Raw genomic sequence first — 17,481 nt, 5'->3', positions numbered from 1 at the left:
CAACAGCCACGGTGGCTACCGATAGGCCGGCCTCGTGGCGAATACGGGCGCGCGGCCTCCGCCCACGTCAGTCGCCGGCGAGCTCGAACGCGCCTTCGTACACCGCGTCGATCGAGATGGTAGCGCCGTTCGCCAGCGTCAGTGTGTCGCCGGCCTCCAGCACCCGGTAGCGCCAGGAGCCATCCGCCTCGCGACGATAGTGCTCGACCCGCGCAGACGTCTGCGAAACGAGCACGTAGCCGGTCAGCGAGGCGAGGCGCTGGTACGCCGCCCACTTCTTGCCGCGGTCGTGGGGCTCGGTGCTCTGCGAGAGGACCTCGACAAGGATGCACGGGTTCGTGAGGACATCGCTCGTGCCAGGTTCCGTGTCCATGGGGCCGCACACAACGACCGAGTCCGCATAGACGTAGCGCTGCCCTTGCTCGGCCGAGATCCGCTGGTCGGACGTCAGCACGTGGCACCCCTTGCCGCGAACGGCCGCTCGAAGCTCCGCGATCATGGCGCCTGACAGCAAGTTATGCCGAGGGCTGCCACCCGCCATCGCGAACACCTCGCCGAGATGGTACTCGTGCTTCGCAGGCTGGCTCCGCTCCCACGCCAGGTACTCCGCGGCGCTCATGTTCCGCATCGCGGTGGGATCACCCATAGCGCCGAGCCTAGCGCGCCCCCGCATGGGGAACCAGCCCGGGGAGGCTCCCATCACTTTGGGTCGCTGAGCTCATCGGCTCGGGCGAGGACGCGCGCGCGATGGCTGCACTCGCCCTGGTCACGAGAGCACGGTGCGTGGGCAGGGAGGATCGATGTCGGGATGGCCCCGCCATAGTCGGGTAGGCCGGGGTCGACTACCCCCCGGCCCCCCACAGATCCGGACGTGCGGAATTCCCGCATCCGGCTCTTCGGGACACGGGTTCGCTACGAGCGGGCAGGAGCGGGGTGCGTGATGCGCGGCCGCGGAAGGGGGTACCTCTCCAGCGATCGGTGCATACGCTCCCAGGTCATCTTGGCGTTCTGCGAGCGGCGATCGAGCCACTTGCGCCACACCGCCACGACCTCCCAGGCGAAGCGACGGAGCGCCTCCGAGTTCCCGGTGATCCCGTAGTACTCGTAGTGACCCCGCAGCTTCATGGCCAGGCCCTCCTGCTGGCTGTTCAGCTCATCGTGCATGTGGTCCCTGCACCACTCCGCCACGCGCCGCAGCGCGCGGCTGAAGCGGTCCTTGGCGGTCCTGCGTTTGATCGCCCAGTTGCCTCGCCGCGACCTGCCCCAGTGATGCGTGAAGCCGAGCAGCTCGAACGTCGACGGCCACGTCGGCGACGCCCCGCCGCTCGGCGGGGGTCTCTTCGGCGGCCGCCGGAACGGCAGCAGGCGCGTCTTGTCCGGGTGCAGGCTCAGCCCGTACTTGCCGAATCTCTTCGGTAGCACGGCCATCACCCGGCGCGCGTCTTCTTCCAGTTCGAACAGCAGCACCGCGTCGTCCGCGTAGCGGATGAGATGTGCCCTGCCTCGAAGCCGAGGTCGGACGTCGCGCTCGAACCACGTGTCGAGCACCTCGTGCAGGTAGATGTTCGCCAGGATCGGCGAGATCACACCGCCCTGCGGTGTGCCGGCCTCCGGGTAGCTGACGCTACCGTCTTCCTGCACTCCCGCGTGCAGCCACTTGCTGATGAGACGGAGCAGCACGCCATCTCGTACCCTGCGGCGCAGCGCAGCCATCAGGTGCTGACGGTCCACCGTGTCGAAGAACTTTCGGATGTCGACCTCGATGACCCATCCACCCGCCATCTCCATCGCCTTGTCCCAGAACGACGCGAGCGCTTGGTGTGCCGAGCGGCCAGGCCGGAAGCCGTACGAGCAGTCAAGAAAATCCTGCTCGAAGATGGCTTCCAGCACCATCGCCACCGCGCGCTGCAGGATCTTGTCCTCGAAGGTCGGGATGCCGATCGGGCGTGTTTCCCCGTTGCCCTTCGGGAGGTGGACCCGCCTCACCGGCGGCGCGCGGTACGTGCCCGCCTTGGCTCGTTCCAGCAGCGACCGGAGGTTGTCCTCCAGCTGCTCCGCGTAATGCTCCGCGGTCTGCCGGTCCACGCCGGGCGCGCCGTCCTTGCGCGTTCGTCGGTAGGCTTCGCGCATCCAGTCCAGGTCGATGTGATGGGCGAGCGTCGTCAGCCCCATGCTGGGAGCTTGCCGCGCCAGCTCCGCTATCCGTTCGAGTTTCGTGCAGACGGTTTCGGAGCCCGATGTCTCCTTCATCTTTCCCTCCAACGATCCCGTGTCCCGGTGCTCCCCTTCCCTCCACGGGGTCCCTCGGGTTGGTTCCCCCGCTTCCGCGGTACTACGAATGCACTCCGACTTCCCGCCGCCCCCGCTCCGCTCGCTTGCGCTCCGCTCGGCGGTTCCACCTCTCGGTGGAGGCGGCGGGATCTCCCAGGTTCCTCGGGAAACCCTTGCGTACGTGCCCTGGTCTCTGACCCCGGTGGGTCGCCGCGCCAGGCCCTGCGAGTGGGGGCTACCCGGGCTCGCTCTTGACGCGACGATGTTGCCTTCCGCTACGCTCACGGCGTCGGCCCCACGACTTCCGTTCTTTCGAGGCTCTATCCCACGGCCCGCACGCTCGCTGTCTACGCTTCGCGCCGCCGGTCACCCAGCGCCACGCAAGACTCGCTTCCGGCTGGTGGGCCAACCTTGCCGGACGGGACTCTCACCCGCCGGGTTTCTTCGCGAAGTTTCAGCTCATCGCATCCTCCTCGCCCAGGCTTGGCCTGGCGCACGAGCGACAAACGGGTTGAAACCACGAGAAAAAGCAGGAATTTCACAGGGAGACGGGGAGGCGGGGAGCGAGAGACGGCAAGAGAAAGAAATTCATTCTTTCTTCCTCCCCGCCTCCCCGCCTCCCTGTGAAAATTCTCCGGGTTTCAACGTGATCGGTCCTCTACCTCTAGGGGACCACCTCGATCCACTCCGACGCTCGCACGGCGGTGTCGGACGTCGAATCCATCCAGAGAAGGCTCGCTCCGAGGACGCCGGTCCGGCGGTTCCGGGCGAAGGTCACGGGCGGCGCCGGGCCTGCGTCGAAGTCGCGCAGCCGCTCGAGCGCCGCGATCAGCCCCTCCCGCGTCGCGTGGGCGCCGGCGCGCTTCAGCGCCTCGATCGCGATCTGCGCCGCGACGTAGGCGCTCGCCTGGACCCCGAGCGGCCCCGGCGCCACGCCCGCCCGGCGCAGGAACGCCTCCAGCGCATCCTCTGATGCCCGCTCCCGCTCGCCCAGGGAGCCTGGGTACAGGAACAGCACGCGGCCGGCGAGCTCGCGGGACGGCGCCCCGGCGCTCCCGGTGATCGATCCCAGCGAGGCGTAGATCGGCGCGGCCGATCCGGCGTCGTCCAGCGCCGCCCTGACGCTCACGAGGTCCGCGCCGGAGCCCCAGAAGAGCACCGCTCGCGCCCCGTGCGCCCGCACCGCGCCGGCCACGTCGCGCGGCGAGAGGCGGCCGGGCTCGAAGGAGAGCGCTGGCGGCGCGGGAAGATCGCGGCGAGCAGCCTCCGCGCGCGCGCCCGACGCCCAGGCCTCGCCGGCGCGGTCGCGCGTGTGCACGACCAGCGCGAGCGCCCCCGCGTTCGCCGGAGCGCCGGCGAGGTGCTTGACCGCCACGCGGGCCAGCACGTCGGGCCCCGGCAACACCTGGAACACGACGTCGTCGGCCCCTGCCGCGACATCCCGCGCGCGGCCAGGGGCGCCGCCGGCCAACCCCGGTGCGCCCGCCCCGCCGGCCAACCCGGGTGCGCCCGTCCCCGCCAGCGCCAACGGCCCCACGAGCGGCGCCCGCTCCTCCGAGAGGCGCGCCCGCAGCGCCGGATCCCCGTCGAAGGCGCTCCCCACCAGCGCCAGCACGCCCCGGTCCAGGAGGCGCGCCGTCGCTCCGGCCTCGCCCGACGGCCCGGCGCTGTCCTCCACGCGCAGCTCGAGCCTCCGCCGGTAGAGGCCGCCCCGCGCGTTCACCTCGGCGAACGCCGCCATCAGCACGTCGCGCGCGGCCGCGCCCACCGGCGCATCCGGCCCGGTCAGCGGCAACGCGGCGCCCAGCGCCACCGAGCCCGCGGTGACGCCAGGGTCCAGATCCCGGCCGACACAACCCAGATAGTCAACAAGATCCGATAGATCCGCCTCCGCCAGGCGGTACCGCGGCATCACCGGGCTCAGCCGCTGCCCCGCAGGCCCTCGCCCCTCGCGGATCGCCGTCACCAGCGCGGCGGCGGTCATCGCCCCCTCGCCTGTCCCCCTCCCCCGCCCTGTTCCCCCACCCCGCTCGCCGCTGGCCGCCAGGCGCCGCTCGGCCGCGAGCGGCGGTGCCGTGACGCCCCCCTCGGTCGTCCCCTCCCCGCTGGGGCCATGGCAGCCCGCGCAGGCGGCCTCACGCCCGGAGAGCGCCGCCGCGCCGCCGGCGATCGCGCCCTCAATGGCCCGGCCGTCCTCGGTCGCGCCGCGCTGGTAGATGCGCTTGCCGCGCCGGGCGGCCGGCGAGAGCTCCTCGCACGACGCCACCTCGCCCGCCGCAGGCGCGTACGCCCGGGGCGCTCCCTCATCACGGCCGAGCGCCCACGCCGCGACCGCGGAGAGCGCCACCGCCGGCACCGCAGCCAGGAGGCCGAGCCGCCCCCTGCCAGAACCGGCCCTCGGCCTATCCACCGCCCGCGCTCCGCGCCGCAGCCCCTCGCGGCGGAAGGAACGCCCGGACCTCGTCCGCGAGGCGCCCCGGCGGCGCGATGCCCTCGACCCGCGTCCAGCGGCCCTCCGCCTCGCGCCCGATGAGCGTGATCGGCGCGTGCCGCTCCTTGATCGGCGCGCGCCCTCCGAGCGCGTCCAGCACCCGGTTCACGCGCTCGCGCCGCCCCGTCAGGAACGACCAGCCCTTCCGCCGGCCGAACTTCTCGGCGTACGCGTTCAGCCGCTCCGGCGTGTCCATCGCGGGGTCCAGCGAGATCGAGACGAGCCGCACGTCCCGGTCCAGCGCGTCGCCGAGCCCGGCCTGGAGCCGGCCGAAGATGGCCGTCATCGGCGAGCAGATCGTCGTGCAGGTCGTGAAGATGAAATTGACGGCGATCACCCGGTCCCTGGCGAGCTCGCGCAGACGGACGGGCCGGCCGTCCTGATCCACGAGCTCCTCGTCCAGCACCTCGACGCCCGTCGCCGGTAAGGCGCGCACCTCCGCCGCGCCATCCGCGGAGAGTCCAGGCGGCCCCGCGGCAGCGGAGACGTCCAGAGGATGCCCAGGCGGCCCCGCGGGAGCGGGGGCGGCGTGCTCGCCGGGAGGCGCGCTCCCGCGGCCGCACGAGGCCGCGGCGAGCGCGCCGGCGAGGAGAACGACCAGCGCTTTCAATGCACCGAGCGACAGGAAACGCATGTCGGCCTCACCGTGGGTCGTTGAGGTGCTGGACGGCGCGCGCGAGCGCCTCGGGCTCCTCGGTGGCGAACGCCTTCAGCCACATGCCGGTCGACGTGTCGCCGACGAGCAGCGTCATCGTGTGCTCGTCGGGCCGCTTCACCTGGCCGCCGAGGCGCTTCAGCACCGTGGCGACGTTCTCGGGCGTGCCGGTCAGGAAATACCAGCCCTCGCCCGCCTTGAACTTCGCGGCGTACTCCTTCAGCGCGGCCGGCGTGTCGTTCTCCGGGTCGACCGTGATCGTCAGCATCGTCACCGCCTGCCCGCGCGCCCGCAGCAGCGCCTGCACGCGCGCGAGGTTCGCCGTCATCGTGGGGCAGACGCCCTTGCACGAGGTGAAGGCGAAGTTGATGAGCACCTTCCGGCCCCGCAGCAGCCCGTCGTAGAAGCGGTGCGCGCGGCCGTGCTGGTCGACGAGCTCGGTGTTGGTGAAGTACCGCGCCGCGGCGGCGTCGTCCTCCCGGGAGACGCCGCCGATCTTCATCCGCTCCACGCGCGGCGCCTTGCCCTCCGCGGGCGTGAAGCGCGCGGACGAGCAGATCGCGAGCGCGAGGGCCGCCGCGGCGAGGGCCGCCCCGGGCCTCATCGCGCACCTCCGCCCTGCGCGCCGGCGCCGCGCGCGGAGACGCGCAGCGGGACGAACGGGAGCGCGCCGACAGGCGCCCCGCGCCCAGGGACGGCGGCGAGGAAGCGGTACTGGCCCGGCGCGGGCGGGGTGAACGCGACGGAGAACGTGCCGTCCCCCTCGGCCCGCGGCGCGCCGCGGAAGCGGTACCCGGCCGGGAACCGGACGACCATCACCTCGATGTCTTCAGCGTCGAGCGCGTCGAGCGGAGGGCCCCCTTCGCCTGCGGTCGCGCGGAAGCGCAGCGTCGCGGGCTCGCCCGCCGCGAGCCGCAGATCGGGCTCGAAGAGCGGCGCGATCGCGATGTCCTTCACGGGATCGCCCCCGCAGCCGGACGCGTCGGCCTCGCCATCGCCCGGGGCGCAGCGCGCGGGCGCCACGGTCGCCTCGAGGCACACCCCCGTCCGCGGGCGGTCGAGGAGGAGCTCGACGTCGTAGAGCCCCCCCTCGCCGAGGCGCACCGTGGTCGCGTACACGCCCGGACGCACCTCCTTGAGCGACCTGTCCTCGACGAGGATCGATCGCGGCTCGCGGCCGTAGCTCGGCAAGGTGCCGATCGGGGCCATCATGCCCTCCACGTAGACGTAGAGCGCCTTGTCGGCCGGGCTCGCGACGAGGGCGCCGTTGCCCTCGGGCAGGGGCGCGATGGGCGTGGCGAGCGCGGCCGGCCCTGGCGGCGCCGCGGCGGCGAGAGGCGGGCCCTGGCCGACCGCGATGTCGACGAGGGGCGGGGCCGCCGGGCCGCCGAGGGCCGACCGGTCGACGAGCGAGACCCGCGCGGCGCCCCGGTTGCGGATGTAGGCGAAGGCCCCGGTGAAGGTGACAGCGTCCGGCGCGGCCAGCCCGGTGAGCGTGTGCGCCACCGCGCCCGTCGCGCCGTCGAGGACGGCGACCTCGTTCGCGGACGGGTTCAGCGCGAACGAGAACCGCCCGCGCGGGTCGAACTGGAGCGCGCCGAGCCCGGGCTTCAGGGCGACGCGCCCGGCGACGGCGCGGCGCGCGATGTCGAGGATCACGACCTCGCCGCGCGCGGCGTTCGCCGCGTGGACCACGCCCGCTTCATCGCTCGCCGCGATGGAGACGACCCCCTCGCCCACCGCGATCTCGCCGAGCGGCTCGAGCGTCTCGCCGTCCACCACGGCCACCGACTCCCCCTGCTGGCTCGTGATCCACGCGGCGCGGCCGCCGCCGGTGAAGGCGATCTCGTGGTGGCCCGGGCCCACCGGGAGCGTCTTCAGGACGTCCGTCGAGCGGGCGTCGATCACGCTCACCGTCCCGTCGCCGTCGTTGCCCACCCAGACCGTGCGCCCGTCGGGGGCGACCACGACGCGCGACGGATCCTGGCCGACGGGGACGTTCGTCCGGACGAGCCCCCGCCGCGTGTCGACAACGGCGAGGCCGTGCCCGCCCCGGAGCGTGACGTAGAGGCTCTCCCGGTCGGGGTGCATGACGAACGAGACGCCGCGGCCCGCGAGGCTGACCACGCTCCGGAGCTGCGTCCTGGCGAGGGCGACCTGCGGGTTGATGGCCGAGAGGGAGTTGTCCTGGTTCAGCGTCCAGAGGAGGTAGGCGTTCATGTCGACCTCGGGGCGCACGGACAGGAGGCCCGCCATGAAGCTCTTGATCTTCCCCCGGCACGCCGCCTCGTCCGGCGCGGCGTCGACCGCGCCGCTCGCGAGGCTCGCCGCGGACGCGCCGCTCGCGAGCCTCGCCGCGGGCGCACCGCTGGAGAGGCTCGCCGCGGCGGCGCCGTCCGCCCCGGCGCGGCGCGACATCCAGCCGAGGGGCGTGAGGCCACGGACCGGCGCGCCCGTGGACGCGTCGGTGATGGTGAACTCGGCCACGACGTCGGAGCCCGCCACCGCCGCGGCCGGCGCCGCCCCGGGGCCGGTCCCCCCGCCCTGCTGGCCGCGGTCCAGCGGCCGCAGGGCGAACGCGATGGAGAGCCCATCGCGCTCGACCCGGCTCTCCTGCAGGGGAGCCGCCGGCTCCTCGGGCTGCGCCGGCGGCGCGAGCTGCGCCGGCTGCGCCGGCCGCTCGGCCCCCGGGTCCTCCGAGGCAGGGAGCGCCTCTCTCCGGCCGCAGCCGAGCGCCGCAGAGGCGCTGAGCCAGGCCAGCGAGAGCCAGAGTCCGCGCGCGCCCATCGAGGCGCCGTCCATCGAGATCCGTCGCATCACAGGCCCCTCCTCCCGCTCACGGCGTGACCCGCCAGATGCCCCAGAGCCCGCCGGTGAGCATGGCGTTCGACTGGTCCATGTAGAGGCGATCGCCGGGGACCTCGAACATGCCGCCCGACCTGAAGTAGGGAGTCACCGTCCACGCGGTCATGGGGCCGATGCCGCTGTGCGCGCTCACGGCGAAGCTCTTGCTGTTCCGGCCCTGGTACCGGGATCCCGAGCCTTGCGCCCACGGGTTGTACGCCCACTCCGTGTTCGAGAGCCCGAACGAGTGCTGGCGCCGGTGCCCCGAGGCCTGCAGCACCCGGAAGCGCACGCGGTCATAGCGCCCCGCCGTGAAGACCGGCGTCGCCGGATCGCCGCGCCCCGCCGAGCTGAAGGCGCCGCTGACGTCGAGGCCCGGGCGGGTGCCGAGAGGCGCGTCCGGCCCCACGCCGAGCCGCGCCCAGATGGGCTCGGCGCGGTAGTTGAACGCCTTGTGGCCAGTGAAGTCGGGATCGGGAGGGCCAGCGACGTTCGCGAGGGTGGCGCCGCAGCCCAGGGCCGGGTTGAGGCAGCGGAAAGCCGCCTGATCCGACTGCAAGGGCACCTCGTCCTGGTAGAGGAGCACGAACTCGCGGAACCAGATCTCGGAGCCGTTCTCGTCCCGGTACTTCACCTGGGCGGCCGCGCGGGAGTTCCGGCTCGGGTACCAGACGGCGCCCTCCGGCTCGACGATCAGCGCGCCGATCCCGCCGTGCATCGGGTGGTTCACCACGTCCGCCATGTCCTTGAGGTTCACGGCGCCGAGCTCGATGGGCTGCCAGCGGACGTCGCCCCGGGTCGTCACGGAGATATCGCCGGCATACCAGGTGTACGTCCGCTGCTTCCCGCGCTCGACCGTCTGATCGGGGTTCTCGCCCACGTTCGCGCCGTCGCTCACCGTCACGTCATACGCCACGAGCTGCGGGTGCAGCGAGACGCGGTTCGACGGCTTCACCTGGTTGACGTTGAACCCGTCGACGATGGGAGCGTTGTAGTTCCAGTGAGGCGACTTCGGCAGATCCTCGGGCAGGTCGTTGACGAGCGTGACCTCGACGCACTCGCCGGCCGCCGCGCGCAGGACGAGCGGCTCGGGCGGGCGCGCGCCCGAGCGCAGGGCGGCCAGATCCTCCTCGAGGACGAACAGGATGGCGTTGGGATCGTGGAGCCCGTACGTCGTGTTGTACGTGAGGCGATCGCCCGGCAGGTTGCCCTTCGCGGTGATCGCGTGGACGACATACGGCCTCTTCTGCGCCTCGGGCGGGCACACCTCGACCTCCCGGCGCCTGCCCCTCGGCAGCGACGCGCCCGAGAGCGGCAGGAGATCCGCCTGCCGCTCGCCGTGGACGCGCAGGATGCCCCACCGCCCCTCCCAGAGATCGTCCGTCGGCGCCCCCGCATAGAGGTAGTCCGCGCCGCCCGCCGCGTTCTTCCGGAAGAGGGGCGCCGCGTCGAGCGCGAGATCCGCCTGCTCCGAGACGCCGATGACCTGCCCGTTGGCGTAGCCGCTGTCGGGATCGGTCGACTCGTTCAGCCACTTCTTCCCGTGCACGGTGAACACGTGCTGCTCCGCCTGCGCGCCCTGGGTGAGGCGGATCAGCGTGCGATCGCCCTCGTACGCGCGGAGCAGCGGCGTCGCGGGATCCCCGTGGACGCGCGAGCTGAAGACGTTGTGCATGGCGCCGGCGTCGCCGCTCTTCTGGACGACCGCGCGCGTGCTGCAGTTGCGCTCGGCGATCCGGAGCGGGATCGGCTCGTTCCGGTAATTGATGAGCCCGACGCCCGAGTCACGCCACGAGATGGCGTCGGGGGTGGAGGGCCCATGGGTGATGGCCACCGGCAGCGGCGCGGGCGCCTGCGACGACGGGTTCACCGGCCGGCCGCACTCGTCGTAGACGGGGCCATAGTCGGCGATGCTCAGGTTGAACTCGCGGAACGGGCTCCGGGGGTCGCCCGGCGGAAACAGGATGTCGGCGCGGTAGCTCGTCGGCCCGCCGTCGCTGCGATCGCCGAAGAGCGCTCCGGTCTCCGGATCGCGCCAGATCGAGCCGGCCGGCTCGACGACGAGGCCGCCGTAGAGCCCGTGGTGCTGGTGCGATGAGGCCGAGAAGTGATCGTGGGTGAAGGCCGTGCTCAGCGCGCGGTCCTGGCCGGCCTCGCTCATGATCGGATCGGCAAACCAGCGCTGTGTCGTGGTCTGCGCCCCGAGCGACGGGCTGGTCATGCGCGGGTGGCGCGTCGGGTCCTCGAGCCGTACGCGCGCCCCGGGCTCGCCGCTCCTGACGCCGGCGGCGAGGGCCCCGCCGAGCGCGTTGGCCGCCTGGATGCGCGCCGCCACCTCCTCCATCGCGAGGGCCCCGTCCTCGTAGTTGAAGCCGTTCGCCCCGCCGTCCGAGGAGGTGACGTCGAACTTCACGAGGTGGATGTGCTGGCCGATGACGTCGGTGGGCGTGAAGATCTGGAAGTCGTCCGCCGCGAGCGCCGCCGGGATGAGGTTCGTCGCGTGGAACACAACGCACTCGCCGGATTGCGCGCGGATGAACAGCGGCTCCGGCGCCCTCGTGCCGTCGAGGGTGGCCTCGACGTCCTTCTCGAGGACGATCATGCGCGCCTGCGCGTCGTGCCAGCCCGCCCGGTTCACCGGGGCGTTGGTCTGGACGTAGGCCGCGCGGTAGGTGCGCACCGGCGCGTCTGGCGGGCACGGGTCCGCGAAGGGGGCGCCCGCGGCCGGCGGCTGGCCGTTCACGAGGAAGAGCGCCGGCTTGCCGTCCGCCGTGAAGGCGGGGTAGCCCTTGACGGGGAAGCCGTAGCGCTCCGGCGCGCGCACGGCGCCCGGGAACGCGCCCGCGTGGAAGTTGGCGGCCGCCACCTCCGACGCGGTGCCGTCCTTCGGCAAGAGCTGCACGTCGGCCCTGGAGAGCTGCACGTCGAAGAGGCCGCGGCCGCCGACCGCCGCGCCTCCCGGCGGGACGTTCGCGATGTAGTGGCGCGGGAGCCCGCCGTCGTGCTCCATGTCGCGGGGCGGCTGCGACGGCCGGTGCCCCGCGACCGCGGCGACGTAGAACGGATAACCCGGCATGGGGTCACGCTCCACGGTCTTCCCGTCGGCCATCCTGACCGACGTCCGCTCGTAGGTCGGCATCGGCGCCAGCGCGACGCCGGGGATCGGCACGACCGCGGGCGTGGGCGTCCCTGCCGCGAGCTCGCCGTCCGGGAGCGAGCGGTCCGGCGTGCCCGCCTCGAAGACGTCGTGTGTGCGCCAGAGCCCCCACATGCCCTGCGCGAAATGGGCATACAGGTGGCAGTGGTAGATGGCGTCTCCCACGGAGAGGTTGCGGTTGCCGCCTCCGCCATAGGTGATGTCATACGTGTAGGCGGCCCTCGGGCCGATGGTCTGCGAGTCGATGTACGCGCTCTTCTCGTTGCCCGGCGACCGCAGCCACTGGTGGCCGTGGAGGTGGAAGACGTGCGTCTCGCTGGGGCCGGCGTGGAGGTTCCTGACGCGGACGGGATCCCCGAGGTAACCGTGGGATACGTTCGAGGGGTCGTCCGGATAGAGCGCCTCTGTCGCGTTGCCGGCGTCGTCCCGATCGATGTTCAGCGCCGGATCCCCGTTGACCCACGAGCTCAGGAAGAACTCCTCGAACTTGCACTCCTCGCAGCGCTTGCTCGGGCCGATCTTCCGCTTGTTGGCGAAGACGGCGCTGCCAAGGCTGGCGGCGCCGTAGTTGATGCCGAAGCCGGTGCGCACGCCGTTGTAGCGCGGGTCCGCCTGGTACTCCGCGATGGGCTGCACGACGCTCAGGATGTCGTGGAAGAGCACCGTGAACTCGCGGAAATAGCCCATGTTCTCGGAGGCAGGGGACCCGGCCTCCGTCTCGTCGAAGCCCGCGATGATGGCGTTGACGTCGCCGTGCACGATCTCGCCGGCGTCGTCGATGATCTTCAGGATCGGCTGACCGGACGCGTCGACCGCGTTGTAGTCGATGCGCGGCGTGCCGTCCGGGTTCGAGGGGTTCAGGGAGGCGGCCGAGAGCTCGGCGGCCGTCACCTGCGAGCGGTACGCGACCGCGCCCGGCGGCTCGACGGTGACGGCGCCGTACAGCGTCTGGGAGATCCGCCGCCCCGGCCCGGGCTCCGAGCCGACCATGGCGCCGCCGCTGTGCATGAGGAACGTGCCCTCGCGGCCGGCGAAGAGCTCGTACGTGCGCGTCTCGCCCGGCGCGGCCAGGGAGCTCTCGTTCTTCCCGACGTCGCCCGCGAGCGCGTCGATGTTCCGGATCTGGAGCCCGACCACCTGGATCGAGGCGTCACGGGTCGACGCGGAGGTGCTCGGCAGCGGGCCGGTCGCGGGCGTGAGCCAGTTGGTGAACGAGATGGAGAGCCTGTCGCCGGCGTTGACCCGCAGGACGAGGGGCCTCGGGCGCTTGCCCGGCCGCAGCGTCGCGTTGCCAGGACCGATGGACTTCGACGGATCGGCGGCCACCACGTCCCGGCGGAGCGCGTACACCATGCCCCCGGGGTTGAACGCGCCGAGGCGATCGTAGACGAACATCTGATCGATGGCCACGACGTCCGCGAACACCGTCCTTCCAGACGCGGGTGCATGGAAGTCGTAGCGCACCTCATCTTGACTCTCCAGGACGCTCTCCTCCTCCGGAGGAGGCCCTTCGGAGCCGGAGCACCCAAGGACAGCCACCATCGTCATGGCCCATCCGGGCCGCCAGGGAAGCCTCATCAGCACGGGGATCTCCTTGCTCCGGGTGGAGCCGAGCAGGAGCGCTCGCGTCGAACGCTTTTTGTATGAACGCCAGGCACGAGCACGCCGACGGATGCGCGCGATGCAATGCGCGGCCATGCGCCGACCGAAGCCTGGCAGTTGTAATAAAACTCTGTCTCCCAGCCCCCCTCGGGTCAAGAATCTTCGCGATCAGGGGCCCGCCGAGCCGAGAGAACAGGCGGTGTTCCGAACAGACACGCGCGGGACATGCGCTGTCCCCGCGGCGGGCGGAGCGCTGCCTTCAGCGGCGGTTCCAGGCGTCAGAAGCCGACGCAGACGGGCTCGTCGATGCGCAGCACGGATTCCTGGTTGAAGCGAACCTTGTATTCCTTGCGGATCGCGTCGATGGCGTCCGAGGCGACCCGGCCGCCGTCGTGGAGGAGCATGATCAGACGGCTGTCCTCGCGGATGAGCTTCCCCGTCGTCGCGAGGTACTGGCCGTCGACATCGAACTGGGTCAGCCCGTCCTTGAAGCGCGGGGTGATCGCCGTGTCGACGAACTGCTGCCACTCCGCCTGCGTCACGGGGGGCAGCTCGAACCGGTCCAGGCCGAAGAAGAGCTCGGTCCGCGTCATCGGATCGCCGCGCCCGCAGGCGGCGCCGGCCCGGCCGGGCGAGGGGTGCGCGGCGTCGTTCCGCGCGCCATGGCACGCAGTGGAGGCGAGGAGCGTCGCGAGGAGCACGGCGAGCAAGGCACGCGGGAGCGTTCGGCTGCGCATGGCGGCGGTCTCCGGGGTGGGGGCGTTCGGGCGCGAGGCGCGCGCCACCGTACCATGGCGCCACGCCGAGGGCGGCCGGTCCGGCAGTCCGACGTCGCGCCGCGGAGGCCTAGAACAACGAGCAGCCTGGAAACCCGAGAAATGAGACGCCAGGACGCCAGAAGACGCCAAAAAAAAACAATAAATCTTCTGGCGTCTCTTGGCGTCTCTTGGCGTCTCTTGGCGTCTCTTGGCGTCCCAACTTCTCGCTCTTTGCGTGCGACTTCAACCCGTTTGTCGCTCTAGGCGATGTTGTACGCGAGCAGCGCGATCCCCGCCGCGATCAGGACGATGCCGCCGATCTGCAGCGCCGTCAGCGTCTCGTGCAGGACGTAGACGGAGAAGACCGAGATGAGCAGGAAGCCGCCCGACGACATGATCGGATAGGCGATCGACAGGTTGATGCGCTTGAGCGCCAGGACGTAGAACAGGATGTTCGACGCGAAGAGCACGAGCCCCAGCACGAGGTGGTAGTTCGTGACGAGCGCGAGGCACTTCTCGACGAGGGACAGCCCCTCCATCGAGGGGACGCGCCGCGACGCCAGCTTCATCAGGATGTTCGCTGTCGCGTTGAAGACGAGGGCGATGATGAGGAAGAGGTAACCTTGAGCCATGGCTGACGTGCGGCGAGCGCGCTCCCCGGGGGAGCTCGCCGTGCCCGGGAGGGCACCGGCGCGGCGCGCAGCAGTAGCAGATCCGGGAGGGTGGCGGGAACGACAAAGGGTGGGGCGAGGCCCTCGCGGCGCGGCCCCTCGGCGCCTCAGGCGGGCGGGGAGCCGCTCTCGTCGCCGAGGAACGCCATCACGGAGGCCACGTCGTACGCGTTCTCCCAGTGCTCCGTGATCAGGCCCCCGCGGAAGCGCCAGACCCCGCAGAACGGCATCGCCAGGCTCGCGCCGCCGAGGTGGGCGCGCAGCACGCCGAACGCGGCGCCGAAGTGATCGTTGGCGAAGATGTGCTGCACGTCCATCAGCAGGGTGCCGCCGGTCATGCGGATCAGCTCGCGCTCGTGGGTGGCGGCGGCCGCCTTGCCGACGACGCGGCCGGCGGCCCTGTCGCGGCAGAGCTCCCGGTGCGCTGTGTGAAGGACCATGTCGTCGGCGACGAACTCCCCGATGCGCGACAGATCGGCGTAGAGGGTGCGCAGCTTCTGGACGTTCGGGTGGGCGGCGCTGGTTTGCAGCTGGGTGCTCATGGCATCTCCTCCGTGTGGGCGGACCCCGATTCCGACGCCGATGGACGCCACGTCTTCGCGGCGGCGGCGGCGTCCTCGATGGCGGCCAGCTCGCTCTCGTCGAGCTTCATGTCCGCCGCGCGGCAGTTCTCTTCCAGGTGCTTGATGGACGAGGTGCCGGGGATGGCGAGGATGGACGGCGACCTGTGCAGCAGCCAGGCGAGGGCCAGCTGGGCGGGCGTCGCCCCGCGCTCCTTGGCGAGCCCGGAGAGGACGCTGCCGGGCTTGGCGAGATCGCCGTGTCCCATGGGGAACCACGGGATGAACGCCATGCCGTGCTGCTCGGCGTACCGCAGGGCCTTCTCCCCGGAGCGGTCCGCGACGTTGTACAGGTTCTCCACGGCGGCGATCTCGGTGATCTCGCGCGCCTTGGCGAGCTGCTCCACGGTGACCTCGGGCTGCCCGGAGAGGCCGATATGGTGGATCTTGCCCTGCTCCTTGAGCCGCGCGAGCTCGCCGAGCTGATCGGCCAGCGGTACGGCCGGGTCGATGCGGTGGAGCTGATAGAGCTCGATGCGCTCGAGCCCGAGGTTTCGCAGGCTCATCTCCACCTGCTGGCGGAGGTACGCTGGACGCCCGCACGGGACGATGTACGGGCGCCCCTGGACGGTCCAGTCCTCCGGTCCGGAGCGCAGCAGCCCGCCCTTCGTGGTGATCACGAGCCCCGCCGGGTACGGATGGAGAGCGCGGCGGATGATCTGCTCGTTGGTGTCCGGGCCGTAGGCGTCGGCGGTGTCGATGAAGTTCACCCCGAGGTCGACGGCGCGCCGCAGGAGCCGGACGGCCGCGTCCGGGTCGGCCGGCGGCCCCCAGTAGCCCGGCCCGGTCAGGTACATGGCGCCATAACCCATGCGGCATACGGGACGGTCGCCTCCGAGCGTGAACCTCAGCGACGGCGTCTTGAGCGATGCGTTGGTCATCAGCCTTCCCTTCCTCTTCTCACACGATTTTCATGGCAGGAGCGACAGGGCCGCTGTCACGCGGCGGAGGACGAACGCGCTCCGCCCCTGCTCTGGCCGTGATCGTTCACCCAGGAACCGACGGCCATCTCCGCCGTGATCCCCGGGCCGAACCCCGCGATCACGCCGCGCGCGCCGTCGGGCATCGGCCTGTCCGCGAACAGGCGTCCTAGAGAGTCGAGCACCACCGCGCTCGCGATGTTGCCGTATTCCGTCAGCGTGGCCCTGCTGTACCGGAACGACTCCTGCGGCACCTCCAGGTACCTGCACAGATCGTTGAGGATGCGCGGACCGCCCGCGTGGACGATGTAGAAGTCGAGGTTACCCACGTCCCAGCCGTGGCTCGAGACGAGCCGGCGCATCACGGGGGCGAGGGGCTTCATAGTCCCGGGGACCCGCTTGTCGAGCCGGAAGTGAAACCCGGTGTCCTTGACGGCGTACGAGATCCACTCCTCGGTGTCCGGGATGAGATACGCCTCGTTCCGCTCCAGCCGGATGCCGGTGCCCCCGCTGCCCCGGACGACGACCGCGCCCACCGCGTCCCCGAAGAGGCCGTCGGACAGGAGCGATCCGACGTCGTCGTCCGTCGGCTGGTAGCACAGAGAGCAGAACTCGCAGGCCACGATGAGCACGTTGGCCTTCGCGTGCGCAGCGCAGAAGTCGTGCGCGCGGCTGATGGCCGCCGCCCCGGCCGCGCAGCCGAGCTGCGCCATGGGGATCTGGCGCGTATCGTGCCGGAAGCCCATGGCGTTGATCAGATAGGCCGTCATAGACGGCATCATGAAGCCGGTGCACGAGACGAAGATGATGGCGTCGATGTCCCGCGCCGTGAGCTCGGCGTTCTCCAGCGCCTGCCGTATCACTGGCGGCACCCGTCGCTTGGCCTCCCGTTCGTAAATTCTATTTCTGATCTCGAAACCAGGGTGAGCGAGCGCCTGCTCCAGCGGCTGCACGATGTGCCGCTTCTGCACCCCGGTGCCGTTGATGAGCCGCAGCACGAGCTTCAGCTGCGGGTTTCTCGCGTGCAACCGCTCCGCCAGCTTCAGCGTGTCTTCCCGCGTGATGATGAACTCCGGAACCGCGACCTCCGGCCTGCACAGTGTGGCCATACTTCCCCCCTACACATGATGAACTCGGAACGTCCGGCGTCGGCCGAGCCGCAGCGAACGGCGCCATGGAGCGGCACACGGAAGCAAGGACGTCGCGTCGATCGACCGCCTACCGCGCCGCCGGCTCTACAAAGCCCGGAATTCCCTCCGGACGCCCATGGCGCCGCAGCGTCGGGCCGCCAACGATTCCATCGAATACCGCAGGAAACACACATCGTCAATGGAAGGCGTGCGATTCCTAACAAGCCCTGTCCGACCAGCGAACATCCGACTCGCCATCCGTGCTCAACGTCGATTGTCCCTCATCCGCGCGCGCGTGCGTCCGCGCTCCCCGGCGGAGCGCAGCGCGGGCGGCGGCGCCCCGCGCCCCGCGGCGCGAGCGC

At 71.5% G+C, this 17,481-nt stretch carries 12 protein-coding genes; all 12 read right to left on the bottom strand.

Annotated features, from left to right (window positions below; translation table 11 throughout):
• Positions 1-67: 67 nt before the first annotated feature.
• Positions 68-646 carry a Uma2 family endonuclease gene (locus WMF46_RS11670; RefSeq protein WP_437985680.1) on the bottom strand — a complete coding sequence of 193 codons (579 nt, stop codon included), beginning with the start codon at positions 644-646 and terminating at the stop codon, positions 68-70.
• Positions 647-912: 266 nt separating this feature from the next.
• On the bottom strand, positions 913-2,250 hold the full coding sequence (gene ltrA, locus WMF46_RS11665) for a group II intron reverse transcriptase/maturase (RefSeq protein ID WP_437981098.1): 1,338 nt from the start codon (positions 2,248-2,250) through the stop codon (positions 913-915).
• Between the two features lie 685 nt (positions 2,251-2,935).
• Positions 2,936-4,681, bottom strand: coding sequence for a cytochrome c/ABC transporter substrate-binding protein (locus tag WMF46_RS11660; protein ID WP_437985679.1), 1,746 nt, complete (start codon positions 4,679-4,681; stop codon positions 2,936-2,938).
• On the bottom strand, positions 4,674-5,396 hold the full coding sequence (locus WMF46_RS11655; protein ID WP_437985678.1) for an SCO family protein: 723 nt from the start codon (positions 5,394-5,396) through the stop codon (positions 4,674-4,676). The genes WMF46_RS11660 and WMF46_RS11655 overlap by 8 nt, the downstream gene beginning before the upstream one ends.
• Positions 5,397-5,403: 7 nt before the next feature.
• On the bottom strand, positions 5,404-6,021 hold the full coding sequence (locus WMF46_RS11650; RefSeq protein ID WP_437977534.1) for an SCO family protein: 618 nt from the start codon (positions 6,019-6,021) through the stop codon (positions 5,404-5,406).
• On the bottom strand, positions 6,018-8,234 hold the full coding sequence (locus WMF46_RS11645) for a YncE family protein (RefSeq protein WP_437985677.1): 2,217 nt from the start codon (positions 8,232-8,234) through the stop codon (positions 6,018-6,020). Before WMF46_RS11645 ends, WMF46_RS11650 begins: the two co-directional genes overlap by 4 nt.
• Before the next feature lie 19 nt (positions 8,235-8,253).
• Entirely contained in the window at positions 8,254-12,966 is a 4,713-nt protein-coding gene (locus WMF46_RS11640) for a copper oxidase (protein WP_437985676.1), read from the bottom strand.
• Between the two features lie 332 nt (positions 12,967-13,298).
• Positions 13,299-13,757, bottom strand: coding sequence for a DUF3574 domain-containing protein (locus WMF46_RS11635; RefSeq protein ID WP_437985675.1), 459 nt, complete (start codon positions 13,755-13,757; stop codon positions 13,299-13,301).
• 281 nt (positions 13,758-14,038) lie between these two features.
• Positions 14,039-14,410 carry a DMT family transporter gene (locus WMF46_RS11630; RefSeq protein WP_437908519.1) on the bottom strand — a complete coding sequence of 124 codons (372 nt, stop codon included), beginning with the start codon at positions 14,408-14,410 and terminating at the stop codon, positions 14,039-14,041.
• A 146-nt stretch (positions 14,411-14,556) separates the two neighbouring features.
• Positions 14,557-14,991: a nuclear transport factor 2 family protein gene (locus WMF46_RS11625; RefSeq protein WP_437985674.1), complete on the bottom strand. Its 435-nt coding sequence runs from the start codon at positions 14,989-14,991 to the stop codon at positions 14,557-14,559.
• A complete protein-coding gene (locus WMF46_RS11620) occupies positions 14,988-15,950 on the bottom strand; it encodes an aldo/keto reductase (RefSeq protein ID WP_437985673.1) in 963 nt (320 codons plus the stop codon). Before WMF46_RS11620 ends, WMF46_RS11625 begins: the two co-directional genes overlap by 4 nt.
• 56 nt (positions 15,951-16,006) lie before the next feature.
• Complete coding sequence (locus WMF46_RS11615) at positions 16,007-17,098, bottom strand: type III polyketide synthase (protein WP_437551916.1); 1,092 nt, start codon at positions 17,096-17,098, stop codon at positions 16,007-16,009.
• Positions 17,099-17,481 lie beyond the last annotated feature (383 nt).

The organism is Sorangium sp. So ce117, from assembly GCF_051524395.1.
GTDB classification, from domain to species: Bacteria; Myxococcota_A; Polyangia; order Polyangiales; family Polyangiaceae; genus Sorangium; species Sorangium cellulosum_B.
Note: the sequence above shows the minus strand (reverse complement) of the source record. Positions and strands in the feature narration are given on the sequence as shown.